23 protein-coding genes are annotated in these 24,631 nt (G+C 68.7%); 14 read left to right on the plus strand and 9 right to left on the minus strand.

The features are described from left to right. Positions 1-58: 58 nt before the first annotated feature. The 9 genes from DI276_RS30880 to DI276_RS30920 all read left to right on the plus strand — a co-directional run bounded on the left by DI276_RS30880 (position 59) and on the right by DI276_RS30920 (position 9,815). Complete coding sequence (locus DI276_RS30880; protein WP_112269765.1) at positions 59-817, plus strand: SGNH/GDSL hydrolase family protein; 759 nt, start codon at positions 59-61, stop codon at positions 815-817. 175 nt (positions 818-992) lie between these two features. After that, positions 993-2,393 (plus strand): ABC transporter substrate-binding protein, encoded by a 1,401-nt coding sequence (locus DI276_RS30885; protein WP_112269767.1) that lies wholly within the window; start codon positions 993-995, stop codon positions 2,391-2,393. A gap of 103 nt (positions 2,394-2,496) precedes the next feature. After that, positions 2,497-4,311 carry an ABC transporter permease gene (locus DI276_RS30890; RefSeq protein WP_112269769.1) on the plus strand — a complete coding sequence of 605 codons (1,815 nt, stop codon included), beginning with the start codon at positions 2,497-2,499 and terminating at the stop codon, positions 4,309-4,311. Next, positions 4,308-5,000, plus strand: a complete 693-nt coding sequence (locus DI276_RS30895) for an ABC transporter ATP-binding protein (protein ID WP_112269771.1) — start codon at positions 4,308-4,310, stop codon at positions 4,998-5,000. The genes DI276_RS30890 and DI276_RS30895 overlap by 4 nt, the downstream gene beginning before the upstream one ends. Next, entirely contained in the window at positions 4,997-5,650 is a 654-nt protein-coding gene (locus tag DI276_RS30900; protein ID WP_112269773.1) for an ABC transporter ATP-binding protein, read from the plus strand. The genes DI276_RS30895 and DI276_RS30900 overlap by 4 nt, the downstream gene beginning before the upstream one ends. After that, positions 5,647-6,900 (plus strand): choice-of-anchor P family protein, encoded by a 1,254-nt coding sequence (locus tag DI276_RS30905; protein WP_112269775.1) that lies wholly within the window; start codon positions 5,647-5,649, stop codon positions 6,898-6,900. The genes DI276_RS30900 and DI276_RS30905 overlap by 4 nt, the downstream gene beginning before the upstream one ends. A 4-nt stretch (positions 6,901-6,904) precedes the next feature. After that, the gene (locus DI276_RS30910) at positions 6,905-7,225 is read left to right on the plus strand and encodes a hypothetical protein (protein ID WP_112269777.1); all 321 of its coding nucleotides are present in this window, start codon (positions 6,905-6,907) and stop codon (positions 7,223-7,225) included. A gap of 87 nt (positions 7,226-7,312) precedes the next feature. Continuing rightward, a complete protein-coding gene (locus DI276_RS30915; protein ID WP_112269779.1) occupies positions 7,313-8,641 on the plus strand; it encodes a cellulose binding domain-containing protein in 1,329 nt (442 codons plus the stop codon). A gap of 154 nt (positions 8,642-8,795) precedes the next feature. Next, positions 8,796-9,815, plus strand: coding sequence for an MFS transporter (locus DI276_RS30920; RefSeq protein WP_232837037.1), 1,020 nt, complete (start codon positions 8,796-8,798; stop codon positions 9,813-9,815). On the opposite strand, the gene DI276_RS30925 is transcribed toward DI276_RS30920, so the two are convergent. Genes DI276_RS30925 through DI276_RS30935 form a run of 3 tightly spaced genes read right to left on the minus strand, consistent with a single transcriptional unit; the run spans position 9,734 to position 12,349 of the window. Then, positions 9,734-10,417 carry an LLM class flavin-dependent oxidoreductase gene (locus DI276_RS30925; RefSeq protein ID WP_112269783.1) on the minus strand — a complete coding sequence of 228 codons (684 nt, stop codon included), beginning with the start codon at positions 10,415-10,417 and terminating at the stop codon, positions 9,734-9,736. The two genes, DI276_RS30920 and DI276_RS30925, sit on opposite strands and share 82 nt — an antisense overlap. A 4-nt stretch (positions 10,418-10,421) precedes the next feature. Further along, the gene (locus DI276_RS30930; protein WP_112269785.1) at positions 10,422-11,537 is read right to left on the minus strand and encodes an MFS transporter; all 1,116 of its coding nucleotides are present in this window, start codon (positions 11,535-11,537) and stop codon (positions 10,422-10,424) included. Between the two features lie 14 nt (positions 11,538-11,551). Continuing rightward, positions 11,552-12,349: an NmrA/HSCARG family protein gene (locus tag DI276_RS30935; RefSeq protein ID WP_112269787.1), complete on the minus strand. Its 798-nt coding sequence runs from the start codon at positions 12,347-12,349 to the stop codon at positions 11,552-11,554. Between the two features lie 141 nt (positions 12,350-12,490). On the opposite strand from DI276_RS30935, the gene DI276_RS30940 reads away from it, so the two are divergent. From DI276_RS30940 to DI276_RS30950, 3 genes are read left to right on the plus strand one after another with little or no spacing between them, the layout of a single operon-like run. After that, positions 12,491-13,360: a bile acid:sodium symporter family protein gene (locus DI276_RS30940; RefSeq protein WP_232837038.1), complete on the plus strand. Its 870-nt coding sequence runs from the start codon at positions 12,491-12,493 to the stop codon at positions 13,358-13,360. 8 nt (positions 13,361-13,368) lie between these two features. After that, a complete protein-coding gene (locus DI276_RS30945; protein ID WP_112269789.1) occupies positions 13,369-14,811 on the plus strand; it encodes a carboxylesterase/lipase family protein in 1,443 nt (480 codons plus the stop codon). 9 nt (positions 14,812-14,820) lie between these two features. Then, a complete protein-coding gene (locus tag DI276_RS30950) occupies positions 14,821-15,564 on the plus strand; it encodes a lipopolysaccharide core heptose(II) kinase RfaY (protein WP_112269791.1) in 744 nt (247 codons plus the stop codon). Here DI276_RS30950 and DI276_RS30955 read toward each other — a convergent pair. Together DI276_RS30955 and DI276_RS30960 are read right to left on the minus strand one after the other, a co-directional pair. Continuing rightward, positions 15,481-16,278, minus strand: coding sequence for an ABC transporter permease (locus DI276_RS30955; RefSeq protein ID WP_112269801.1), 798 nt, complete (start codon positions 16,276-16,278; stop codon positions 15,481-15,483). The genes DI276_RS30950 and DI276_RS30955 overlap by 84 nt on opposite strands. Then, on the minus strand, positions 16,275-17,213 hold the full coding sequence (locus DI276_RS30960; protein WP_198681005.1) for an ATP-binding cassette domain-containing protein: 939 nt from the start codon (positions 17,211-17,213) through the stop codon (positions 16,275-16,277). The genes DI276_RS30955 and DI276_RS30960 overlap by 4 nt, the downstream gene beginning before the upstream one ends. Positions 17,214-17,315: 102 nt before the next feature. Here DI276_RS30960 and DI276_RS30965 point away from each other — a divergent pair, with 102 nt between their 5' ends. Both DI276_RS30965 and DI276_RS30970 read left to right on the plus strand, forming a co-directional pair. After that, positions 17,316-18,068, plus strand: a complete 753-nt coding sequence (locus DI276_RS30965; protein WP_198681006.1) for a TetR/AcrR family transcriptional regulator — start codon at positions 17,316-17,318, stop codon at positions 18,066-18,068. 207 nt (positions 18,069-18,275) lie between these two features. Next, positions 18,276-19,040: an anti-sigma factor family protein gene (locus DI276_RS30970; protein ID WP_112269807.1), complete on the plus strand. Its 765-nt coding sequence runs from the start codon at positions 18,276-18,278 to the stop codon at positions 19,038-19,040. Positions 19,041-19,102: 62 nt separating this feature from the next. On the opposite strand, the gene DI276_RS30975 is transcribed toward DI276_RS30970, so the two are convergent. From DI276_RS30975 to DI276_RS30990, 4 genes are read right to left on the minus strand one after another with little or no spacing between them, the layout of a single operon-like run. Beyond that, positions 19,103-20,518 carry a nickel/cobalt transporter gene (locus DI276_RS30975; protein WP_232837039.1) on the minus strand — a complete coding sequence of 472 codons (1,416 nt, stop codon included), beginning with the start codon at positions 20,516-20,518 and terminating at the stop codon, positions 19,103-19,105. Then, positions 20,515-21,813 carry a tetratricopeptide repeat protein gene (locus DI276_RS30980; protein WP_232837040.1) on the minus strand — a complete coding sequence of 433 codons (1,299 nt, stop codon included), beginning with the start codon at positions 21,811-21,813 and terminating at the stop codon, positions 20,515-20,517. The genes DI276_RS30975 and DI276_RS30980 overlap by 4 nt, the downstream gene beginning before the upstream one ends. Then, on the minus strand, positions 21,810-23,408 hold the full coding sequence (locus tag DI276_RS30985) for a DUF4331 domain-containing protein (protein ID WP_112269809.1): 1,599 nt from the start codon (positions 23,406-23,408) through the stop codon (positions 21,810-21,812). Before DI276_RS30985 ends, DI276_RS30980 begins: the two co-directional genes overlap by 4 nt. A gap of 28 nt (positions 23,409-23,436) precedes the next feature. Further along, positions 23,437-24,615 carry a pyridoxal phosphate-dependent aminotransferase gene (locus DI276_RS30990; RefSeq protein WP_198681007.1) on the minus strand — a complete coding sequence of 393 codons (1,179 nt, stop codon included), beginning with the start codon at positions 24,613-24,615 and terminating at the stop codon, positions 23,437-23,439. Positions 24,616-24,631: the final 16 nt, after the last annotated feature.

The following is a 24,631-nucleotide window of genomic DNA, read 5'->3' on the forward strand; positions in this document are numbered from 1 at the left end:
GAAACGTTATCCAACCCCGCGCAACCTCGGGCCGAACCCGCGACCTAAAGTCCTGAGCATGAGCAAGCGTTTTGTGGCGTTGGGGGATTCGTTCACCGAGGGCGTGGGTGACGAAGACGCAGGTCGTCCCAATGGTGTGCGTGGCTGGGCCGATCGGGTGGCCGACGTGCTGGGGACCCTTGATCCGGAGTTCACCTACGCCAACCTCGCCGTGCGCGGCCGGTTGCTGCCGCAGGTCCTCGACGAGCAGCTTGAGCGCGCTCTCGCGATGAAGCCGGACCTCGTCTCGCTCTACGCGGGTGGGAACGATCTCATGCGCCCGAAGGTGGACATCGACGCGTTGATGCGCCGCTACCGGCAAGCGGTGGCACGCGTGGTGAACTCCGGCGCACGGGGCATCCTCTTCACGGGCGTCGACGGCGCGGACGACCCCGTGTTCCGCAAGATGCGTGGTCGCGTGGCCATCTACAACGAGCACGTGCGCGCGATCGCCGCTGAGTACTCGTGCGTGCTCGTCGACATGTGGGGGATGCGGCAGTTGCGTGACCGCCGCATGTGGTCGCCGGACCGGCTGCACCTGAACTCTCTGGGGCACGCCGAGGTCGCCATCTCTGTTCTCGACGGTCTGGGTGTCTCGCACTCTTTGGAACGAACGGTGCTCGGCGTGGCTCCGCTGGTCGACCGGAAGATCCGGCGCGCGGAGGACTGGAAGTGGGCCCGCGAGCACGTCGTGCCGTGGGTGATGCGACGGCTGCGTGGCGAGTCGTCCGGGGACGTGGTGCGGCCGCGCCGGCCGGAGCTGCTGCCGCCCTCGTAACTAGAACGTGTTCTTTGGCCCGAGGTGGTCTAACGACGCAAGTGCGGTCTGGTGACGGTTTTTCTGCGGTTTGTTTGCAGATAGAACGCGTTCTAGAAATCCTGTCGGCCACATGGGTGAAATCGCAGGTAGCGGGCCCGGACTGGATTGATGCAGTGGCCTAGCGTTCGTCCGCATGCATCGCAGGACTGCGCTGATCGCGTTTGTGGTCTGCGCGTTGCTCGCGAGCTGCGGGAGCAGGCTCACCGACGAGCAACGCGCCGCACTTGTCGTGCCTCAGGGCGGCGGGACGGGCACCGAGCAGGGCACGGCGCCGGCCGAGGACGGCGCCGTGGCCGGGTCCGACGGCACCGCCGGCCAGCCGGGCGCGAACAACCCGCAGCAGCCGAACAAACAGGCGAACCCGCCCGGCAGCATCGCGGGCGGCTGCCAGGGCACCGGTGGCGCCACGGACAAGGGCGTCACCGCGGGCGAGATCACCATCGCGAACATCTCGGACATCAGCGGCCCGGTGCCCGGCCTGTTCCAGGCGGCGCAGCAGGGCACCAAGGCGTTCGTCGAGTACTTCAACGCCACCCAGGGCGCGATCTGCGGCCGCAAGCTCAAGCTGGTGTCGTTCGACTCGCGCACCGACAGCGGCGGTGACCAGCAGGCCACCTCACAGGCGTGCGAGCAGGCCTTCGCCATGGTCGGCTCGATGTCCGGCTTCGACCAGGGCGGCGGCCCGGCCGCCGCGGCGTGCGGCATCCCGGACCTGCGCGCCTCCACCGTCACCGTGCAACGGCAGCGCACGCCGGTGAGCTTCGGCGTCGCGTCGAACGTCGTGAACCTGGTGTCGTCGGCCTACCCGGACCTGATCAAGTCGAGCTTCCCGAACGCCGCCAGTGCCGCGTCGTTCCTCTACTTGAACGTCGACGCGAGCTCGCAGAACGCCCGCAGCATGCAGAAAGCCGCCGAGCAGCGCGGGATGAAGTTCGTCTACACGCAGGCCATCGACATCGCCGACGTCAACTACGCGCCGTACGTGGCGAAGCTGAAGGAGACGGGCGCGAAGATCGTCTACTGGATGGGGTCGGCGCAGTACGCGGTCCGGTTGCAGCAGGCCATGCGGCAGCAGGGGTACACGCCGGAAGCGTTCATCACGGACCCCTCGGCCTACGACGCGCAGTACGTGCGGCAGGGCGGGGCGGCGGTCGACGGCACTGTTGTTTACACGAACGGGGGGCTGTTCGAGGAGAACAACCCGCAGGTGGTGCTCTACAAGCAGTGGCTGGGCCGGGTGGCGCCGGGTGCGTCGCCCTCGTACTTCGGGATGTTCGCGTGGGCGGCCGCGCGGTTGTTCGTGCAGATGGCGGCGAAGGTCGGGCCGCAGCTGACGCGCAAGGCGATGTTGGACCAGGTCCGCGGGGTGCACGACTTCACCGCCGAGGGGATGGTGGCGCCGCAGGACGTCGGGGGGAAGCGGACTTCGGCGTGCATGTCGTTGGTGCGGTTGAAGGGTGGGACTTGGTCGCGGTTGGCGCCCGCGTCGGGGTACTCGTGCGGGGCGTTGATCGACACAGGGGTGGGTGGATGACGGAGACGCTCGCCCGCCCGGCTTCCGGCCGCGCAACCGGCAGCGGCGCAGCTACCGCCTTGCTCGCCTGCGCGATCTTCGGCCTGGCCACCGGGAGGGGCGCATGACCGCACTCCTCGCCTACACCGTGTTCGGCCTGGTAACGGGCGGGGCTTATGCCGTCGTCGCCGGTGGTCTCGTCCTGACCTACAGCACCTCCAAGGTGTTCAACGTCGGCCACGGCGCGATCGGCATGGTGATGGCGTTCCTCTACTGGGAACTGGCCGAGAACCGCGGCCTGCCCCAGTGGCTCGCGCTCCTCCTGGTGGTCGGGGTGTGCGCCCCGCTGTTCGGGCTGGTGATCGAGCGGTTCGTGATGCGCAGACTGGCGGGTGCCCCGGTCGGCATCACCCTCGTGGCCGGGGTCGGCGTGCTGGTCGGCCTGATCGGCGCGGCTCAGGTGATCTGGCCGCCACAGGCCCGGCCGGTGCGGCCGTTTCTCGACCAGTACGGCGTCCACATCGGACAGTCGTACGTCAGCGGCCACGACCTCGTGACGCTGGCGTGCGCGGTGCTGGTCGCAGGCGGGCTGTACGTGTTGCTGAACCGCACGCGGACCGGCCTGGCGATGCGGGCGTGTGTGGACGCACCGGAGCTGGCCGCGTTGTACGGCACGCGGCCTCATCGGCTGTCGGCGCTGAGCTGGGCGATCGGGTCGGCGTTGGCGGCGCTGGGCGGCATCCTGCTGACGCCCGTGGTGCAGCTCGACTACGTGACGATGACCCTGCTGGTGATCACGGCCTACACCGCGGCGCTGGTCGGGCGGCTGCGGAGCCTGCCGTGGACGTTCGTGGGTGCGCTGGGGCTCGGTCTGGTGCAGTCCTACGCGGTGGCTTACCTGCCGTCGTCGCCGTTCTGGATCGCGTTCCGGGCGGCGATTCCGGCGTTGTTGCTGTTCGTGGTGTTGCTCGCGATGCCGCAGTCACCACTGCGGATCGGTGGCGTGCGCGGCCAGCGCGGGGTGGCGGTGCCGAACGCGCTGACGACCGGGGTGGGCGCGGCGCTGTTCCTCGGTGTGGCCGTCGTGCTGGCCTTGCTGGTGGACTCCGTGGTGGCGGGGCAACTCGCGCTGGGGCTCGTGTTCGGGATCGTGCTGCTGTCGATGGTGCTGCTCACCGGGTACGGCGGGGTGGTGTCGCTCGGGCAGTTCACGTTCGTCGGCGTGGGTGCGGTGACGGTGGCGCGGCTCGGCGGCTCGCCGTGGACGTTGGTGGTGGGCGCGTTGGTGTCCGCCGCGATCGGCGCGGTGATCGCGTTGACTGCTTTGCGGGTGAGCGGGCTGTACCTCGCACTTGCAACGTTGGGGTTCGCGCAGCTGATGGACAAGCTCGTGCTGCAGTCGCCGATCGCGTTCGGGGTGCGGGGCAGTCTGCAGGTGCCGCGCCTGTTCGAGTCGGCCGCCGCTCAGCTGGTTCTGGCGGCGGTGGTGTTCGCACTGGTGGGAGCGGCTGTGCTGGCCATCAGGCGCGGGCGGCTCGGGCGGCGGATGATCGCGGTGAAGGACAGCTCGGCGGCGTGCGCGACGCTCGGCCTGAACGTGCGGTGGATCCGGGTCTGGGTGTTCTCGTTGTCGGCGGCGATCGCGGGGCTGGCCGGCGGGTTGTTCGCGCAGCTGCGGGAAACCGTTGCGGCGAGCGACTTCCAGCTGTTCAACAACCTGCCGTTGCTGCTGTTCGCCGTGATCGCGGGCGTGACGTCGGTGTCGGGCGCCCTGCTCGGCGGCGTGCTGCTGATGCTGCTTCCGGTGCTGCAGAGCGGTTTCCCGGCGTTCGCGGGGGCGGCGGTCGTGCTGCTCGGCGTCGCGGCGGCCGGGCTCGCGCGTGATCCCAACGGCCTGATGAGCTGGGTCTTCCGGGCCTGGTCCTGGCGGCGCGCATGAGCACGTTGCGAGTGGAGGGCGTGACGGTCCGCTTCGGCGAGGTGACGGCGGTCGACGACGTGACGTTGTCGGTGGACGTCGGCGTCACCGGGCTGATCGGGCCCAACGGTGCGGGCAAGACGACGTTGTTCGACGTGATCAGCGGGCTGCGCAAGCCCACTGCCGGCCGGGTGCTGTTGGACGACGCGGACATCACGTCCTGGGGACCGCACCAGCGATCCAGGCGCGGGGTGGCGCGGACGTTCCAGCGGCTCGAGGTGTTCGGGTCGCTGACGGTGTGGGAGAACGTGGTGGTGGCGCTGGAGAGCCGGCGCCGGTCCGCCCGGCTGGCCGCGGAGTTGCTGGAACGGGTGGGGATCGCGGAGTTCTCCGACAACCAGGCCGACACGGTGCCGACCGGTGCCGCGCGGCTGCTGGAACTGGCCCGTGCGCTCGCCACCGATCCTTCGCTGCTGCTGCTCGACGAGCCGTCGTCGGGGCTCGACCGCGCCGAGACCGACGCGTTCGGCGCGTTGCTGCAGGAACTGGTGGCGGAGGGGCGCGCTGTCGTTCTGGTGGAGCACGACATGGACCTCGTGATGAACTACTGCGACCGCGTGCACGTGCTGAACCTCGGCAGTTTGCTGACCTCGGGCACACCGGCCGAGATCCGCGAGCACGCAGGTGTCCGGGAGGCGTATCTCGGATGATCGACCTGACGGACGTCCACGCCGGGTACGGCCGGATCGAGGTGCTGCGCGGGGTTTCGTTGAACGTTCCGCGCGGCACCGTCACCGCTCTGCTGGGCCCGAACGGCGCGGGCAAGTCGACGCTGGTGAAGGTCCTCAGTGGACAGTTGCGTGCCTCGTCCGGTCACGTGCACCTCGGCGGCGTGCACGTGAACGACGCCGGTCCCGACGAGCTGGCGCGCGCCGGCCTGTGCACGATCCCGGAAGGCCGCGCGATCTTCCCGAACCTCACGGTCGCCGAGAACCTGCGACTGATGCGCGGGGACCCGTCGGTCGTCTACGAGCGGTTCCCGAAGCTGCGCGTGCGGCACAAGCAGCTCGCGGGCTCGATGTCCGGCGGCGAACAGCAGATGCTCGCGTTCTCCCGCGCGTTGATCACCGACCCGGCCGTGGTCGTGATCGACGAGCTGTCGATGGGCCTGGCGCCGGTGATCGTGGCCGAGCTGTACGAGGTCGTCAAGGAACTGGCCGCGGAGGGCGTCACGATGCTGATCGTCGAGCAGTTCGCCGAGACCGCGTCGGCGGTGGCCGACCAGGTCGTCGTGATGGCGCACGGCGAGATCTCCGCCGAGAACGATCTGGCTTCCGTCTACTTCGGAGGGACGTCATGAGGTACGCGCTCGTCCTGCTGCTCCTTCTGCTGTCCCCGGCGCCTGCCAGAGCTGCCGACATCGGTGGCTTCACGTTGTCCTCCCGCGCCGCGCCGGTTTCCGTGCTGCTGCACACCGATCTGCTCCCGGTGCCCGCGGAGCCGCAGGGCGAGGTGCACCTGTCGTACACGCAGACCGAGCTGGGTTCCGGTCCGATCGGCCGCTCGCTGGCGAGCTCGCTGTGGCCGGGCGCGGCCGTGGGCACCGGTCTGCCGCAGCTGCTCGGGTTCGCGTATCCGGTGCAGGCCAACGCCGCGCACCCCGGCGGCCCGGCGGACGAGTCGAAGTCGGGCATGCGAGCCACGGCCGGCGCCGCGAAAGCCGAGTCGTACGCGGGCGCGAAGCAGGAGGTGCCGTTCCTGCTCACCGCGGACGGGCTGTCGTCCACCAGTGTCAGCGCGGCTTCCGGTTCCGAGGCGCGTTCTTCCGCCGTGACGTCCGCGCAGACGATCTCCCTGCTCGCCGGGCTGGTCGTGATGTCCGGGGTGAAGTTCGAGTCCGTCGCGGTCAGCGACGGCAGCAAGGGGAGCGGCACGAGCACGTTCTCCGTCGCCGAGTTCACCGTGCTGGGCCAGAAGTTCCCGGTGAAGTCACCGGCCGCGCCGCCGGACGGTCTGCTGAAAGCCTTGGAACCACTGGGAATCACGCTGGCGTGGCCGACATCCGCGACGAAGGTCGAAGGCACTGGCGCCACGTCCTCCAGCCGGGGCCTGACGTTGACGGTGGACGTGCTGGCGTTGCGGAACAAGCTCGGTCTCGGCGGAATCCTGGACGGCGTCGTCGCACCGCTGCTGCCCAAGGAACTGGTGCCGCTGCTGAACCCGCTGCGCAAGATGGTGGTGATCGTCGGCGACACCGAGGCGGTCGCAAACGCTTCCGCTTCCGTGCCGTTGACCCCACCGGACGCGCCCGCGCCCCAGGTCCCTCTCGTCCCTCCGCCGCCTGACGCCGGCGGCTCGGCTCCGTCGCCCGGCACGCCGCCGGTCGCCGGGGTGGTGCCGCCCAAGACGGTGACCCCCGTGGCGTCCGCCCGCGCGAAACCGCGCTCGTTGCTGGACTTCCCCGGCGTACCCGCACTGCTGGTCCTCGCGGGGCTCGGGGTGGCTGGTGCCGCGGCGTTCGGCATGAAGTCGTTCGGCACGTTCCTGCTCGGCGGCGCTCCCTGTCCGTCCGGACACCCGACCGGTGTCCCCGACCTCCGCAACGGGTGAACCCATGACCATGCAGGACCGGCGCCGCGCCAGAATGCGCAGCGGGCTCGGGCTCGTCGGCACGATGCTGATGACCGCGGGGATCGCGGCGATCCTCTTCGCCTGGTGGGGCGTCGCGCACACCGGGTACGTGTGGGAGCAGATCCCGTACGTCGTTTCGGGCGGAATCCTCGGGGTCGGGCTGATCGCCGTCGGTGGGTTCCTCTACTTCGGATCGTGGCTGACCAAGCTCGTGGAGGAGCAGCGGCAGACCACGTACGCGCTGTTGCAACTGCTGGACGAGCGCAGCGCAGAACGGGAGATCGATTCCACGCTCAGGCTCTGACCACCGGTCTGTTCACACCCTTGAACCAGTGGTTTAGACCAGTTAACGTGCTCCCCATCACGTTCCCCCTGCACGTGAAGGAGCACCATGAAGAGGTTCCGCTGGCAAGTCCTGACCATCGGGCTGGCGATGGCCACCGTGGTAGGAGGCGTGCTGGCCGCTCCCGCGAGCGGCGCGGCCGGCGTGACGGCGACGTTCACCAAGACTTCGGCCTGGGACAGCGGTTACGAGGCCAAGTACACGATCTCCAACGGCGGTGCGAGCGCGCTCTCGTCGTGGACGGTCGAGTTCACCCTCCCGAGCGGGCAGTCGATCGCCTCGCTCTGGGACGGCAGCTACACCGCGAGCGGCCAGACCATCACGGTGAAGAACACCTGGAACGGCAACGTGCCCGTCGGTGGTTCGGCGAGCTTCGGCTTCACCGTGCGCGGTTCTGGCGGAAACCCGGCCAACTGCAAGGTCAACGGCGGATCGTGTGACGGCGGCACCCAGCCGACCACGACCACGACCACCACGACCACCACGTCGAACCCGCCGTTGCCCGGCACCGGACGGGGCGCGCCCTACCTGTACCTCGGCTGGGGCGAGCCGCAGAGCGCCACCCAGGTCATGAGCTCGACCGGCGTCAAGTGGTTCACCCTCGCGTTCGTCCTGTCCGGCGGCGGTTGCTCGCCGGCGTGGGACAGCAGCCGCCCGCTCACCGGCGGTGTCGACCAGCAGACGATCAACGCGATCCGCGGCGCCGGCGGGGACATCGTGCCGTCGTTCGGTGGCTGGAGCGGCAACAAGCTCGGGCCGAACTGCTCGACGCCCGAAGCGCTGGCCGGGGCGTACCAGCAGGTGATCAACGCTTACGGGCTGAAGGCGATCGACATCGACATCGAGAACTCCGACGAGTTCGAGAACACGACGGTCCAGGACCGGATCATCACCGCGCTGAAGATCGTCAAGCAGAACAACCCCGGCATCCAGACGATCGTCACGTTCGGCACCGGCACGACCGGCCCGAACTTCTACGGTGCCCGGCTGATCGACCAGGCCAAGGCGCTGAACGCGAACATCGACGTCTTCACGATCATGCCGTTCGACTTCGGCAGCTCCAACATCCGCACCGACACCATCGGCGCGGCCACCGGCCTGAAGAACAAGCTCAAGTCGACCTTCGGCTGGAGTGACGCCGAGGCGTTCAAGCACGTCGGCATCTCCGGCATGAACGGGCTGTCCGACCAGCGCGAGCTGACCACCGTCGACGACTGGACGGCCATCCGCGACTGGTCCAAGGCGAACGGGCTGGCGCGCCTCGCGTTCTGGTCGGTGAACCGCGACCGCGGCGGCTGCGACGGGCAGGTGGCAGCGAACTGTTCCGGCATCCAGCAGGCCGACCTCGCGTTCACCAAAGTCACCGCGGGTTTCTGAGCGACTACGAGCCGTCAGCGCCATTTAATCGGTGGCGCTGGCGGCTTAACCTTGTCCCATGCGTCGACGACATTGATCTTCAACTGATCTGACCCGAACCGCGACGGCGTGGGCGTGGTGTTCGCACCTCATCCCGATCTACGCGCTGTACGCGTTGCTCTTCGCCGACAGCGGGCTGTCGGACAGCCAGATCACGGTGCTGCTCGCCATCTGGTCGACCACCGCCGTGGTCGCGGAGGTGCCGTCCGGTGCCCTCGCGGACCGGTTCTCCCGGCGCGGCTGCCTCGTGGCGTCCGGTGTGCTGCAGGCCGCCGGGTACACGTCCTGGGTGCTCTTCCCGTCGTTCTACGGCTTCGCAGCGGGTTTCGTGCTGTGGGGACTTGGCGGCGCGCTGGAGTCGGGTGCGTTCGAGGCGCTGGTCTACGACGCCTTGGCGGCCAACGGGGACGAGGACCAGTACGTCCGGTTGAACGCGCGCGTCGACGCCATCGAGCTGATCGCGCAGGTGCCGGTGGCGCTGGTGGCCACGGTGCTGTTCTCGCTGGGCGGCTACCAGCTCACGGGCTGGGTGAGCGTCGCGATGTGCCTGATGTCGTCGGTGATCGCGTTGCGTTTCCCGGAACCTGCACGTGACTCCGCTGAGCAGCACACCGGTTACTTCCGGACGTTGCTGACCGGTCTGCGCGAAGCCGTGCCGATCAAGAGCGCGGTGATCGCGGTGGCGCTGGTGTACGCGATCGACGCCTTCGAGGAGTACTTCACCTTGATGGCGCAGGACTGGGGCGTGCCGACGCTGTGGGTGCCGCTGGCGACGACAGGGCTGCCGTTGCTCGGTGCTGCTGGCGCCTCGCTGGCGGGCCGGTTGCCGTTCCGCGGCTGGGTGCTGTTCGCGGCGGGTCTGGTGCTGATCGCGGCTGCTCTGCTGGCCGTTCCACCGGCTCTCGTCCTCGTGGGACTGTATTACGGGCTCTACCGGTTCGTGCTGGTGCACGTGGAAACCGCGTTGCAGCACCGGATCGACGCCGACACCGAGGCCCGTGCCACGGTCACGTCGGTCGCGGCGATCCTGTCGGAGCTGGTGGCGTTCGGGATCTACGGTGCCTGGGTGCTCGGTGGTGCGGTGGGAGTCGGTGTGCTGGTGCTGGTGATCGCGGTGGCGATCTGGCGCAACTGAGCCGGAGGCACGAGCAGGCGGTCGGGTTCGAGCCGCAGCCCGGTCTCCACTTCCTTCGCCAGCACGCCGAGCCGCGGGTTCTCGGCCTGGTCGCGGTACCGGGCGACGTGCTCGGTCTGGTCGGCGAACACGAACAGCCCGTCGTTGTTCCGCGCGGCGAGGTCGGCGATCTCGGGGGAGCGGGTGCAGGCGTGCCAGAGGTAGGGCCTGTTGGGCCACAACGCTTTCAGCGTCTCGTAGTGCTCGATCGTCAGCGGCACGCCGTACTCGATCTCCTTGCCGAACCAGCCGAACACCTTCGCGGTGTTGCCCCTGCCGAGCACCAGGTCGGTCCTGCCGGGCGCGAGGAGGTCCAGGGTCGCGTACTCGGCGGCCAGCCGGCGCGGGTCGTTCGTGGTGATCAGGGTGGTGGCGGTGGAGAGCTTCAGGGTGGTCTTCGCGGCGATGTGGGCGAGCAGGGTGGCCGGGCAGGACGAGTTGTAGGGCGGGTTGTGGTGCTCACCCACCGCGAAGACGTCGAGGCCGGCTTCGTCGGCCTGGATCGCCAGGTCGACGATCTCGGCCGGTTCGAGGTCGCCCGCGGTGAACACGCCGATCTGCACGACTTCAGTGTGCTCGGCTGAGCCGCAACGTCCACAGGCAGCCCGCCGCGGCCAGCGCACCGCCGGTGGCCAGGGCCATCGGGATGTCCTCCGCGTTCGCGACGAGACCGAGCAGGATCGGTCCGCCGCCGAGCCCGACGTCGATGAACGCGCTGGCGGTGCCGGACGCGGCGCCGCGCTGGTGCGGTTCGGCCGTGGCGAAGATGGCCGCGAAGAACGCCGGCGTGCTGAACGTGACGCCGGCGCCGATCACGATGCTGCCCAGGACGAGCGTGTTCGGCGTGGCGGTGAGGACCATCCCGGTCGCGATGATCGCGAGTGCGATCGCCCCCAGCTTGAGGGGCGGCACGCGGTCCGGGACCTTGGCGAACACCGCGCGGAACGTGACGACCGTGGCGCCGTAGAGGAACAACGGCAGGCTGGTGTTCTCGAAGCCGCTTTGCTGTGCGCGCAACGCGGAGAAGGCCATGAACCCGCCGGCGGCCACGAGCGCCGCGCACAACCCGATGCTCGGTGGAATCGCGGGCCGGTGGATCAACGCCGTGCGCGCGGCCGGAGCGGGTGTGCTGGTTTCGCCGAGGAACAGCACGGTCGCGGCGCTCGCCAGGCAGAGCGCGGCGGCGGTGAGCCAGGCGAGGGGGAACGACTGCTGTGCCAGCACTTCGCCGAGCGGCGGGCCCGCGGCGAGACCGAGGTAGAGGCTGAGGGAGTTGAGGCTGAGGGCTTCGCCGAGGCGGTCCGGCGGGGCGACGTCGACCAGGGCGGCGAACGCGGCGACGAAGAACGCCGCTTCGCCGACGCCCAGCAGCAGTCGCAGGGCGATGATCGTGGGCAGGTCGGTGGCGAGCGCGGTCAGCGCGAGGCTGGTGGCGGCCAGTGCGGTGCCGCCGAGCAGGAGTGGTCTTCTGCCGACGCGGTCGGTGAGGCGTCCGGCGAACGGCCGCAGCAGGAGCGCCGAGATGGCGAACGCGCCGAACGCGAGACCCGCCGCGGCCTTCGAGCTGTGCAGCGGGCCGGTCACGTAGAGGGGCAGGGCGTAGACCGCGATGCCCATCGCGGTGAAGTAGCCCAGGTCAGCGGCGGTGAGCAGGGCGAAGCGCGGAGTCAGCAGACGCGCCATCGCAACAGGGTGCGCTAGACGACGCCGTTCCGCACCTCAGACACGAACGCCGCGAAGGAACGCAGGCCGGGATGCAGCGCACGCAGGGCCTCGATGTCGGCGGCCGGCTCCGCAGGATGGTCGAACACCTTGCGCAGTTCCGGATAGTCCACTTGGAACCGCTCGTACGGCACGCCGATCAGCTCGGCCATCTCCACCGGTGTCAGGACATCGCCCGCCAGGGACAGCGACGAGCCGATGAACCGGGCGGGATCGGCGAAGACCCTGGCGGCGATGGCGCCGATGTCGTCCACCGCGATCAGGTGGTAGGGCACCGAGGGATTCAGCAGATGGGTCAGTCGCGTCAGGCCAGGGGTGTAGAGGCCGTCCATGAACGTCGTCGGCCGCAGCACGGTCGTGGGCAGGCCGAGGTCCTCGATGTGCCGCTCGACCTCCCACTTGCTGTCGAACGACGCGACGCCGGTCTGCGACGTCGCGGCCACCAACGAGGCGTACACGAGGTGCGAGACACCTGCGGCCTGCGCCGCGTCGGCGACGTTGCGGCCCCATCTGGTTTCCACGGCGGGGGAGTAGCCCTGCGGCGAGCGCGGGTCGTGCGGCGCGGGCTGCACGCTGAACACCGCGTCAGCGCCGGAGAACGCACGGATCAGCGAGTCGGGTGAGGCCTGGTCGGCCACGACCACCGAGGTCCCGGGAACATCGGCCGCCGGGTCGCGGGTCACCGCCCGGACGTCCCATCCCGCCGCGACGAGGTGCCGCGCCACCGCGCCACCCTGCTTGCCGGTCGCTCCGGTCACCACCGCTGTCTTCACTCTGCCCCCAGAAGGTTTTCTGCAGAACTATCACGAATCCGGGGGAAGTGCTGCCACCTGGCCGATTCCATCAGCGCCGGCGTAACGCCAGGATCTTCCGATCAGATCAAACTGCACAAGCCGGACATCGCGGAGGCCGCCGTGCTAGTAGTCCAGATCTTCCTGCCACTGGCACTGGCCCTGGTCATGTTCGGCCTGGGTCTCACGCTCACCATCGCCGACTTCGCCAGGGTCGCGAAGTACCCGAAGGCCGCGGTCGTCGCCCTGGTCTGTCAGATCATCGTGTTGCCGGCCATCTGCCTGGGCCTGGTGCTCGCGTTCGGGCTGAAGGGCGTGCTGGCGGTCGGGATGATGTTGCTGGTGGCCTCGCCGGGCGGGACGTCGGCGAACCTCTTCAGCCACCTGGCGGGCGGCGACGTCGCGCTCAACATCACGCTCACGGCGATCAACTCGGTGCTCGCGGTGTTCACGTTGCCGGTCGTGGTGGGGCTGAGCATGGCGCACTTCATGGCCGACAGCGCCGAGGTCGGGTTGCAGCCGGCCAAGTTCGTGCAGGTGTTCGCGATCGTGCTGGTACCGGTGGCGATCGGGATGTGGGTGCGCCGGAAGTACGAGACCTGGGCGCTGAAGATGCAGCGGGCCGTGCGGATCGCTTCGGTGGTCGTGCTGGTGCTGGTGATCCTCGCGGCGATCGCCTCGGCGTTCCAGCAGCTCGTCGACAACATCGGCACGCTCGGGCCGGTGGCGTTGCTGCTCAGCATCCTCAGCCTGCTGATCGGCTACTACGTGCCGAAGGCGTTCAAGGTGGGGGAGAAGGAGTCGATCGCCAGCGCCATGGAGATCGGGATCCACAACGCCACGATCGCGATCACGTTGGCGTTGACCGTGTTGAACGACGAGACGATGGCGGTCCCGCCCGCGGTGTACGGGGTGCTGATGTACCTGCCGGCCGCGGTGGCGGCGCGGTTGTTGTCGCGGAATCAAAAGAGGTTGCGCACGCAGCTAGGTTGATCGGTGACATGCGTTCAACCACAACCTTCATCGCGGCCGTTCTCGTTGCCGCAACAGCCGTTCCCGCCCACGCCGCGGGGACCACCGTCATCCGCACCGACGCGGGATTCGTGTCGGGAAGCATCAGCAACGCCCAGCGCTCCTTCCAGGGCATCCCGTTCGCCGCGCCGCCGACCGGGGACGACCGCTGGCGCGATCCGCAACCCGTGCAGCCGTGGCACGGCGTCCGCAAAGCCACCGAGCCCGGCCCGAGGTGCGCGCAGGACGCCGGGCTCGGCAGTCCGGCCAGTGACGCCGAGGACTGCCTCTACCTCAACGTCACCACGCCGCCGGGCGCCAGGAACCGGCCGGTCCTGGTCTGGATCCACGGCGGCAGCTTCACCAGTGGCGCCGGGTCCGACTACGGCGTGGACCAGTTGGTGCGCAAGGGTTCCGTCGTCGTCACGAGCAACTACCGGCTCGGCGCGTTCGGATACTTCGGGTTCCCAGGACTCGCCGGCTCGGGCGCGTTCGGGCTGAAGGACCAGCAAAAGGCACTCGAGTGGGTGCAGCGCAACATCCGGCAGTTCGGCGGAAACCCGCACAACGTCACGCTGTTCGGCGCGTCGGCGGGCGGGCTGTCGACGTGCGCGCAGCTGACGTCACCCGACACGCGCGCCCTGTTCCACCAGGCGATCATCCAGAGTGGACCGTGCCAGCTCGGCATCCCGGCCGGGGAGAACCAGGTCTACCACCCGTGGGCGAAACGCGAGGACGTCGAGCAAGCCGGCGCGAACGCACCGCACGGCTGCACCGACCTGACGTGCCTTCGCCGACTCCCCGTCCAAGAGGTCAAGAAGCTCACGCCGCTGTTCAGCCGGCCCGCGTACGGCACGGAAGCGTTGCCGGAAAACCCGATCAAGGCGCTGCAACACGGCCGGTTCCACAAGATCCCTGTGCTCGCCGGTACAACACGAGACGAACTGACGGTGTTCGTGGCGATGTACTACCCGCAGCTCGACGCCGGCGGCTACGAACAGGTCCTCGTCGAGAGCTTCGGAGCGGCCAAGGCGAAGCGGGTCCTGGAGCACTACCCGCCGAAGGGCGGCGACGAACGAGTGCAGCTCTCGACCGCGCTCACCGCGATGACATCGGCTTGCACGACCGAAGAGCTGCGAGCCCAAACGAACGCGTACGGCTACGAGTTCGCGGAGCCGAAGCCGCCGATGATCTTCCCGGACCTGCCGGAGTTCCCGTACGGCGCCTACCACGGCTCGGAGCTGCCGTTCCTGCTCAGGTACGGCAACACCACGCTGACGGACGCGCAGCAGCAGCTGTCGGACGAGATGGTCGGGGCCTGGACCAGGTTCGCGCAGACCGGACGTCCCGGCTGGGCACGGCACGACGTCCGGACGTTCGCGACCGAGCCGGTCGCACCGGCGGACCACCGGTGCGACCTCTGGGCGAGCTAGCGTAGGTGTGTGTTGTTCCGGTTGCTGGAGACCGCCGTCCGCGTCGAACCGCTGGAGGGGGAGGGCCTCACCAACGTCCTGCACCTCGTGACGCTGGCCGACGGGCGCAAAGCCGTGCTCCGGCAACCGAAAGTGGCGCGCGACCTGCCGAAGTTCGTGGTGCCGGGCGCACCGGCGATCCTCGCCCACAACGCGCGTGGCGACGTGCTGGTCGAGTACGTCGAGGGCAGGACGCTCGCGGACGCGCTACCGGTGTCCGACGAGGTCTGGGCGCGCATCGGCCGGGCGTTCCGCGTGATCCACCAGATCGGTCTGCTGCACAACGACGTGAACCTCCACAACATCATCGTGAGCGAGCACCGCGCCACGTTGATCGACTGGGACGGCCCGTCGCAGGGCAACCCGCTCGACGAGCTGGCGGCGTTCGAGGAGCACCTGTACCTGCACGGAACCCTGCTGCCGCAGGCGTTCTGGGTCGGCTACGGCCACACTCCCGACCCGAACCTGTTGCGCGTGCACCGGATCGCGGGCTGCATCGGGTGGCTCGCCAGTGAGGACTGGCGGGAGTGGGAAGACGACGGCGCACTGCCGGAACGGAAGAAGACGATGGTCCGGAACTGGCGGCGACTCCTCGCGGAGTGGCTCGCCGACCAGTTCCGGACCGAGTACCTAGCGACTGAGGTTGCGGTACTTCAGCACGGACAGCGGCCAGAAGATCGCCACGAACACCGCGGGCCACAGCACCGCCAGTAGCAGCGAGTTCTGCGCCGCCCACGAGTCGCCGCCGACACCGGGGTTGCCGAACAGCTCCCGTGCCGCCGCCACCGTCGACGACAGCGGGTTCCACTCGGACACCGCCCGCAGCCAGCCCGGCATCAGCTCCGGCGAGACGAACGTGTTCGCGAACATCGTCAGCGGGAACAGGAACATCCAGGACGCCTGCGCTGCCTCGGGTTTCACCAGCAGGCCCAGGTAGATGCCCACCCACACCAGTGCGAACCGCAGCCAGAGGAACAGCGCGAACGCGACCATCGCGTTGAACAGCCCGTCGTGGAACGACCAGCCGATCACGAGACCGCACAACGCCAGCACCAGCAGCTCCAGTGAGGAGTTGACCAGGTCGGCGATGCTGCGCCCGGCCACCACGCCGGTCTGCGACATCGGCGAGGCGCGGAACCGGTCGGTCACGCCGCGGTCGGCGTCCATCGACACCATCATCAGCGTGGTGCCGACGCCGAACGCGATGGTCTGGCCGAACATGCCCGGCAGCAGGAACTCGATGTAGTCACCGCCGCCGAAGACGTTCATCGCGCTGCCGAACACCAGCCCGAAGATCAGCACCGAGATGATGGGGTAGGCGAGGTTCGCGAACACCCTGACCGGTTCGCGCAGCCAGTGGATCAGGTCGCGCTTGGCCACGACCCACGAGTCCACCAGGGCGAACTTGACCGTTGTTGCGCTGCTCATGCCCGCACCTCCGCCTTGTGACCCGTGATCGCCAGGAAGACCTCGTCCAGCGTCGGCCGCCGCAACGCGATGTCCTCCGCCTCCACTCCCTTGGCGGCCAGCGCCGACGTCACCCGCGTCAGCGCGGCCACCCGGTCGACCACCGCCGCGCTCACCCGGAACCCGTCGGAGTCCACCTCGGCGTCCGGCCCGAGCACGTCCCGCACGACCGGCAGCTCCTCCGCGGTCCGCACCACGACCTCGATCCGGTCGCCGCCGAGCTTGGACTTGAGCTGGTCCGGCGTCCCCTGCGCGGCCACCTTGCCGGTGTCCAGCACGACGATCTGGTCGGCCAGCTGGTCGGCCTCGTCGAGGTACTGGGTGGTGAGCAGCACCGTCGTCCCCTCAGCGACGACCCGCTTCACCTCCCGCCACACCTCGCCGCGGTTGCGCGGGTCGAGGCCGGTCGTCGGCTCGTCCAGGAACAGCACCGACGGCCGCATGATGAAGCTCGACGCGAGGTCCAGGCGCCGCCGCATGCCACCCGAGTAGTGCTTGGCCCGCTTGTCCGCCGCGTCGGTCAGCCCGAACTGCTCCAGCAGCTCGTCGGCCCTGGCCGACGCCTGGCGCTTCGAGAGGTGGTAGAGCCGCCCCCACATCACCAGGTTCTCCTTGCCGGTCAGCACGTCGTCCACCGTCGACTGCTGGCCGTTCAACGCCACCTGTCGGCGCACCCGGGGCGCCTCCCGTGCCACGTCGAAGCCCGCCACCTCCGCCCGGCCGCCGTCCAGCCGCAGCAACGTGGCCAGGATGCGCACCGCCGTCGTCTTGCCCGCGCCGTTGGGCCCGAGCAGCCCGCACACCGTTCCCGCCGGTACGGCCAGGTCCACCCCGTCCAGCGCCGGTTTCTTGTCGAACCTCTTCCGCAGGCCTTCCGCGAGCACCGCGTGTCCCACGACTTTCACCCCCGTGGCTTAACTGCTTACGTTGTACGCTAGGTGTACGTTGTACACGGTTTTAGGATTCACATGCAAGCGAGAGGTGAAAGAGGGGGCTTGGTGAAGCAGAGCGACCGGGACCGGGCTGTCCGCCTGCTGTGGGACCCGCCGGCTGAGTCGTCCAGAGGGCCCAAAGCCGCGCTCAGCCAGTCGCGGGTGGTCGAGGCGGCCATGAAGGTGGCCGACGCCGAGGGCGTCGAGGCGCTCACCATGCGCCGGGTCGCCGAGACGCTGGGCAGCACCGCGATGGCGCTCTACCGGCACGTGCCCGGCAAGTCCGAGCTGCTGGACCTCATGGTCGACGCGGCGTGGGGTGAGACCGAGCGCGCGCCGAAGGGGCCGTGGCGCGAGGGCCTGGAGTTCTACGCGCGCCAGCTGTGGCAGATGTACCGCGCGCACCCGTGGATCCTGCAGCTCCCGCACGCACGCCGGACGCCGGGCCCGCGGACGATGGCGAGCTTCGACTCCGCCCTCGCCGTGGTCTCCGACCTGGGGCTGAGCGCGGAGGAGATGGTCGCCGTGGTCACGGCGGTCGGCCACTTCGTCGACGGCGTCGGCCGGACGATGGCGGACCGGGTGAAGGCGGAACGCGAGACGGGCGTGTCCGAGGAGGCCTGGTGGGACGGGCAGGACGCGCTCTGGGCGCACTTCACCCCCGACCGGCTGCCGATGATGGTGCACGTGTGGAACTCGGGGGGCTACGAGCGGCCGCTCGACGAGTTCGAGTTCGGTCTCGCACGGGTGCTGGACGGCCTCGCCGTGTTCATCGAAGCCGAGGAACGACCGGCAGTTCGTCGAGAGACGTGCCTGTAGCCATTCAAGACACCTTGAGTCGTCCGATCGAGTGAAAAGCGCTGCTCAGGCCACCCCTGAACGGTAGTTGCACGGTTACGTAATGCCATTGTTATGAGCAATCAGAATGAACTCGTTCGCGAGCTGAACCGACCACTCCTATCTGCCCGTTTTCACTTGTGACACCGTTTCGCCGCGGGGGTCGAATCGGGACGACGAGGAGGTCGTATGACAGCTGGCGCGCACGACGCGGTCACCCTTGGCTGCTACGCGCTCGGCGTTCTGGACGCGCATGAGAGTCATGGCGTGGAGCAGCACCTGATGGGCTGTCCGTCCTGCCGTGCGCAGGTCGCCGACTTCCACAAGATCCGCATGGTGCTCGACGAGGTGCCCCGTGAGGCGTTCCTGCACGAGCTCGAGGACGACCTGCCCAAGCCGTCGGACCTGCTGTTGCAGCGCACGCTGCGGCAGATCCGGAACGAGTCCGCCATCCCGCAGCCGCGGGTGTCGGACCCGAAGCCGAGAGCCAGTCCGCAGCCGGTGGAGGAGTTCTCCGAACCGCAGCACGCCAAGCCCCGGCGCTGGCCGGGCTATCTCGCCGCCGCGGCAGTCGCCGCGGTGGTCGCGTTCGGGGGCGCTGCGGTGTTCATGCAGAGTCAGGCACCTGGATCGAGCACGACGGCCACTCCCTACACGGGCGAGGCGACGGTCGGCGGGATCAAGATGGTGGCGGAGATGACGCAGTCATCGCAGGACCGCTACCTGCTCAAGGCCGAGATCAGTGGCCTGCCGGCCGCGCAGAAGTGCAAGCTGATCGTGGTCGGGGTCGATGGCTCGAAGACCGAGGCGGACTCCTGGACCTCGTCCGAGAAGGCCAGGGTCGAGGGTGCCAAGCGATCGGGCATCGTGAGTGTCTCGCCGGAGAAGGTGAAGTCGGTCGTGGTCGAGAACGCAGAGGGCAAGACGTTCGTGGCGACGAACCTGCAGAAGTAGGGGCAGAACGGAAGAAGGGCCCGGATTCCGCGGAATCCGGGCCCTTCTTACATTGGTGTAATTCAGACGGACTGCAATGTGAGCCAGGCTCCGACCAGCACCACCAGGGTGGCTGTGCCGACGGGTGCGTAATGCGAGAGCGCGCGGCTGGCACGGCCGTCCAGGATTTTCTCGACGCGATCACGGGCTTTCACCAGCAGCAGTCCGACCGCGGTGAGCGTGCCGGCCATGCCGACTCCGTAGCCGAGGACCAGCAGGACGCCGAACCACGTCCGGCCCAGGGCCATCGCCCCGAGGAGCACGACGAGCGCGGAGGGGGACGGGACGAGGCCGTTGGCCGCGCCCATGCCGATCAGGCTTGCCCGGCTGTACCCGTGACCGTGCCCGGTTCCATGCCCATGACCGTGCCCATGACCGTGTCCGTGGCCATGACCGTGCCCGTGCCCGTGCCCGTGCCCGTGTCCAACGCCGGCGAGCGCCGGTTCGCGGGTCAGGGCCGAGCGCAGCAGCATCACGCCGATGACGGTGATGAGCACGCCGCTCACGAGACCGAGCCAGCGCAGCACCTGCTCGCCGGCCAACGCCGACGAAGCGCTGATGACCAGGCCGAGGACCAGCACGCCACCGGTGTGCGTGGCCGTGACCGAGGCGCCGACGATGAACGCGTCCTTCGGCGTGCCCTGGCGACCCGCGAGGTAGGCGGCGATGAGCGTCTTGCCGTGGCCGGGCAACGCCGCGTGCGACGCGCCGAGCAGCAACGACAGCAGCAACGCCAAAAACCCCAGCCACGGCGTGAGGTCGTCGCTGCCCAGGATGTCGTTCAGGGCAGCCGCGGTGACGCTCAACGACTGGATGGGGGAGCCTGAGGCCTGCTTCGGCTCGGAGCCGGTGCCGGGTGCGGCGTTGAAGGTGACCGCGCGGACGTCGAGAGGGTTGCTGAGCAGGTCCTCCGGGTAGGTCCGGAGCTCGTTGCTGATGCTCTCGGTCGGTACGGAGGAGTCGGTCAGCTTGATGCCGGTGCCGGCCGCGGTGATCTCCCGCCAGCCCACGCGGTCGACGTTGGACTCGTCGCGGAACTGCAGCTGGGCCGGCCGGTCGAGGTCCACCTTGGCGGTGAACTCGCAGACCAGGCGGGTCGTGAGGAGATCCGCCTGGCCTGTTGGGTGTTCTTTGGTGGAACTGGCGAGCGTCCAGGTGATCCTGCGCCCGTCCACTGTGGACTGGTCGGTGCTGCCGACCTCGTCGCACCACTGCTTCGCGTCCCTGGCCTTCAGGTTCTCCTGCAGCGTCGGGATCTCCGCCACGTCGACGACGGATCTGAGGTCGATGCGGTCCGGGTGCAGGTGCAGGCCGTGGTAGTGGTTGACGCTGAAGTTGCCCAGCGGGTGTGCGGACGCTTCGCCGTTGATGAAGAAGATGCCCGCCAGCAGGAGGGCGACGACCAGAACGGGCCGCACGACCCAGCTGGACAGGCTCACCGGCCGCCTCGCAGCTCGGCGAGCTTGCGGCCGGCCTTCAACGACTGCAGCGGGGAGAAGTTCGAGTTCAGGCGCAACGCCTGCACCAGCGCCTCCTGGGCCTCGGCGACCCGGCCGAGCGCGGCCAGGATCATGCCGCGGTGGTAGGAGAACGTGGCGTTCTGCCAGCCCAGCGCGTTGGCGCGGTCCGAGTACTCGAGCGCCTCGGCGTCGCGGCCGTTCATGTGCAGCGCCCAGGCCATCGCGTCGGCCACGAACACGCTCTGCCGGCGGCTCCACTCGGCCTCCGCCCGGCGCAGCGCCTGCATGCCGTCACCGCGGTCGGCGGCGACCAGGGCCGCGGCCAGGTCGTCGGACGCGCCCTGCGACTCCATCAGCCGCTGCTGCTCGGTCAGGACGTCGTACTGCCTGGCGGCCTCTTCCGGCTTGCCGTTGGCTTCGAGCAGCTCCGCGTACTCCTGCAGGTACTGCGGCAGGGGAGCGCGGGCCACGAGCCTGCGGTAGGTGTCGAGGGCCACCGGGACGTCACCCCGTGCCGCCGCGACCTTGGCCTTGCCTTGAGTGAGAGTCATGTCGTCTCCTCTCGCCGCCAGTCCCTGCTCGTAGTGCTGAGCGGCTTCGTCGATCCGGTTGTGGTCGAACGCGAGTTCGCCCAGCCGGTAGCGGCAGAACGCGATCTCCTCGGGCGTCGCGGCAGCGGTCAGTGCGCGCTGCATCGCGGCGCGAGCGCCGTCGACGTCGCCGTGGAGCTCGAGGTGGAAGGAAGCGCGGGCGAACGATGCCGTGTTGGGCTTGAGGTCCAGCATCTTCTGCGCCGCGTCCTGCGCGCCCGCGTCGTCGCCGAGCTGCGTCAACGCGTCGGCCAGCACGCCGTGGGCCTCTGCTGAGGACGGCAGTGCGGCGATGGCCTTCCTGGCCCAGTCGCGGGCCGCGTGGAAGTCGTGCCGGGCGTTGGCCAGCGTGCCCATGCCGATGGCGGCGAGGCCCGTGTCGCCCGCGTTCTTCAGCGCGCCCTCGGCCTTCGCGTAGTACGCGGGGTCGGCCGTGACGCGCGCCAGTTCCACATAGGACGAACCCAGCTTGGCCCAGGAGTCCTTGTCCTGGGGCAGGGTGTGCAGTCGCTGCTGCAGCTGGTGCACCACGCGGTGCATCTGGTTCTGCTGTGCGACAACGGGAACCGGTTCAGGTTGCGCGCCCCCGGCCCTGCTGTCGGCAGGACCGGAGGCGGCTAGGTAGGCAAGCGCCGCGGTGACCAGGAGAACCACCGCGACGACCTGCCGTTGTTGGTACTTCACTTCGAGTGCGACCCGTACTTGCGGATCGACGCCTGGCGCTTGCGCCACAACCAGAAGCCCGCGCCGAACACGAACGCGGAGCCGACCGCCGTGGTCATCGCCATCGGGTCGAGGCTGCCGATCTTGCCGACCGGGTTGACCGCGACGTTCGCCGCGTTGCCGGAGGCGCTGACGGCGGTGCCGTTGCGGGGCTGGGCCACGTACGGGAAGTTCGCCTCGAACGGCTGGTCGTTCGCGTCGACCTTGTCACCCGTGGCGAGCGCCTCGACGATCTTGCCGGACGCCGCGGCACCCTCCACCGCCTGGACGGCGATGTCGACCACGTCGTCGGTGAGGCGGCGGCCGTTCGGGAAGCCCTGCGTGTCACCGGCGAGCAGGCCGAGACGGTTCGGGTTCGCGTTCGGGTTGATCGACATGTTCAGCCGCAGCATCTCGCTCGGGCGGAACCGGTTCTGGTCGACGTCGGCGTTGTTGACCTGCGAGTTCAGGTCGGCGTTGATCTGTCCGCCGAGCTTCTTCGTGATGCCGGTCAGGAAGATCTCGGCCAGGTCGTCGCGCTGACCCTTCGGCGCCGGGATCTTGTAGATCGCCTCGATCAGCTTCGGCAGCTCGGGGTTGACCACCCGGTCGACGAGCTCCTTCACGCCGGCGTCCTGGTCGGGGCGCAGGCCGTTGAACGCGTCCTTGAGACCCGCGGGGGCCACGACCTCGTTCACCAGCGGGTTGCCCAGCCGCGAGACCTGCACGAAGTCACCGACGGCCTCGGCCTTGCCCGGCGACAGCTTCATCGTGCGCCGCTGCGTGGTGCTCCAGATGCCGATGTTCGGGTTGCGGTTCGCGTCGTTCTTGAGCGCCAGCGCCTGCTTGGGCAGCTGGATCGCGATCGTGTTGACGTTGTAGCCGCGCAGCGTGTCCTGGCCGACCTCGCTCAGGTTGCCGCCGTAGAGCAGGTCGAACACCCGCAGGTCGGCGAAGAACGCGTCGTCCGACGGGCCGACGTAGACCTTGCCGCCACCGGGGATCTGCACGATCGCCTGGTCGCGCAGCTTCTTGAAGTCCGGCATGGACGCGGGCCCGTTGGGCGACGGCGCAACCGGGGCGTTGTTGACGAGCTTGACCTTCTGGCCGTTCTCGTAGATCGCCTCGATGTCGTAGCGCTGGCGGAACAGCAGGTTCTCGTCGTCCAGCGACTCCACGACACCGTTGGTGTACAGGAACGTGTTGTTCTTGCGGCGGTCGTCGTTGTGGAACTGCCAGCGCAGCACGATGTCGGCCTTGGCGTCACCGTCGTTGTCGATGTTGAAGTCGTACTGCGCGTCCTGGGCGAACGGGAAGAAGTTGGGGCCACCGTTGGGTTCCTGGAACCCGGACCAGTTGCCGACCAGCGTCACGGTGTCCTTGTGGTCAGGACTCACGAACGCGTAGAGGTCCGTGTTGTCCACGGCCGGGTCACCCGCGATGAGCGGGGCCTCGCGGTGTGACGAGGCGGTGGCGTTCGTACCGCCGAACATGGCCGCGTTGAGCAGTGTGGCGGCCACCAGCGCGGCCGCAGCCACCTGGCCGCGCCGACCGCTGAGGACGTGCGGTGATGACATTTCTGGGCAACCTTTCGGAGACATGAATTCAGGCGCTGTGCATCAACAGCGACGGTTCGCTGGAATGGCTTGCGGAATGGCTTGACGAGTGGCTGGTCCACCTCGCTTGGGTGAAGTCGCGAATGCCTTCGACGAGCCGGTCGACGTCCTGCTCGGGCCGCACGACCAGCCGGGCGAACTTGCTGGTCATGCCGAGCTTGTTGCCGCACTCGCGGATGAAGACCTGGTGTTTCGACAGCAGGTGGTCGCGCAGCTCGCGGCCGTCCATCCCGCCGCCGAGCTTCACGAACAGGAAGTTGGCCTGCGAGGAGTAGACGGTCAGGTCGGGGATGCGGGAGAGCTCCATCCCCATCCGGTACCTGTCCCGCGACAGCAGCCGCAGGCTCTCTGCGTACTCAGCCTCGTGCTCGGCCAGCATGAACACGACGGTTTCCGCCAACGAGTTGAGGTTCCACTTCGGCAGCGCCTGGCGCATCTTGCCGGCCAGTCCCGGGTTCGCGACCAGGTAGCCGAACCGGATGCCGTGCAGACCGAAGTTCTTGCCGAGGCTCTTCAGCACGACCACGTTGGGCCGGATGGACGCCTCGGCCGCGACCGACGGGTTGCGCTCGACCTCGACGAAGTCGATGAACGACTCGTCGATCACGATCAGGTCCAGGTCGGCCAGCTCGTCCATGAACCGGACGATCTCCCGGCGCGGCAGGTAACCGCCGTCGGGGTTGTTCGGGTTGCAGATGACCGCGACCCGGCTGCCGCGCGTGCGGATGAACTTGATGTACTCGTCGATGTCGAGCTCGAAGTTGTTGCTCTCCTGGAGCAGGAACATGTCGACGCGTTTGTTGCTCTCCATCGGCTGGTCGGTCCACCGGCCGAAGGTGGGGATGGGGATCGCGATGCTGTCGTGGATCCACAGGTGGTCCATCCACGTGATCAGCTCGGTGCTGCCGTTCGACATGGCGAGCGTGGCCGGGTTCAGGCCCAGCACCTTGGACAGCTGGTCAGCGATCTTGCTGGAGTCGCTCGGGTAGAACTTGAGCACCGCTTCCAGGTTCTTCGACAGCTCCTCGAACATCTCCGGCGTCGGAAAGTACGGATTGCACGGGATGCAGAAGTCGACGAGCTCACCTGCGCCCGTGCGTGACAGCTCGAAATAAGACGGGCTGTGCGCGGTCTGCTGGAAGAGACCCGAGTCCACACCATGCCGCACGCGATCACTCCGTCCC

This window comes from Lentzea terrae, from assembly GCF_003265345.1.
Classification (GTDB): Bacteria; Actinomycetota; Actinomycetes; order Mycobacteriales; family Pseudonocardiaceae; genus Lentzea; species Lentzea terrae.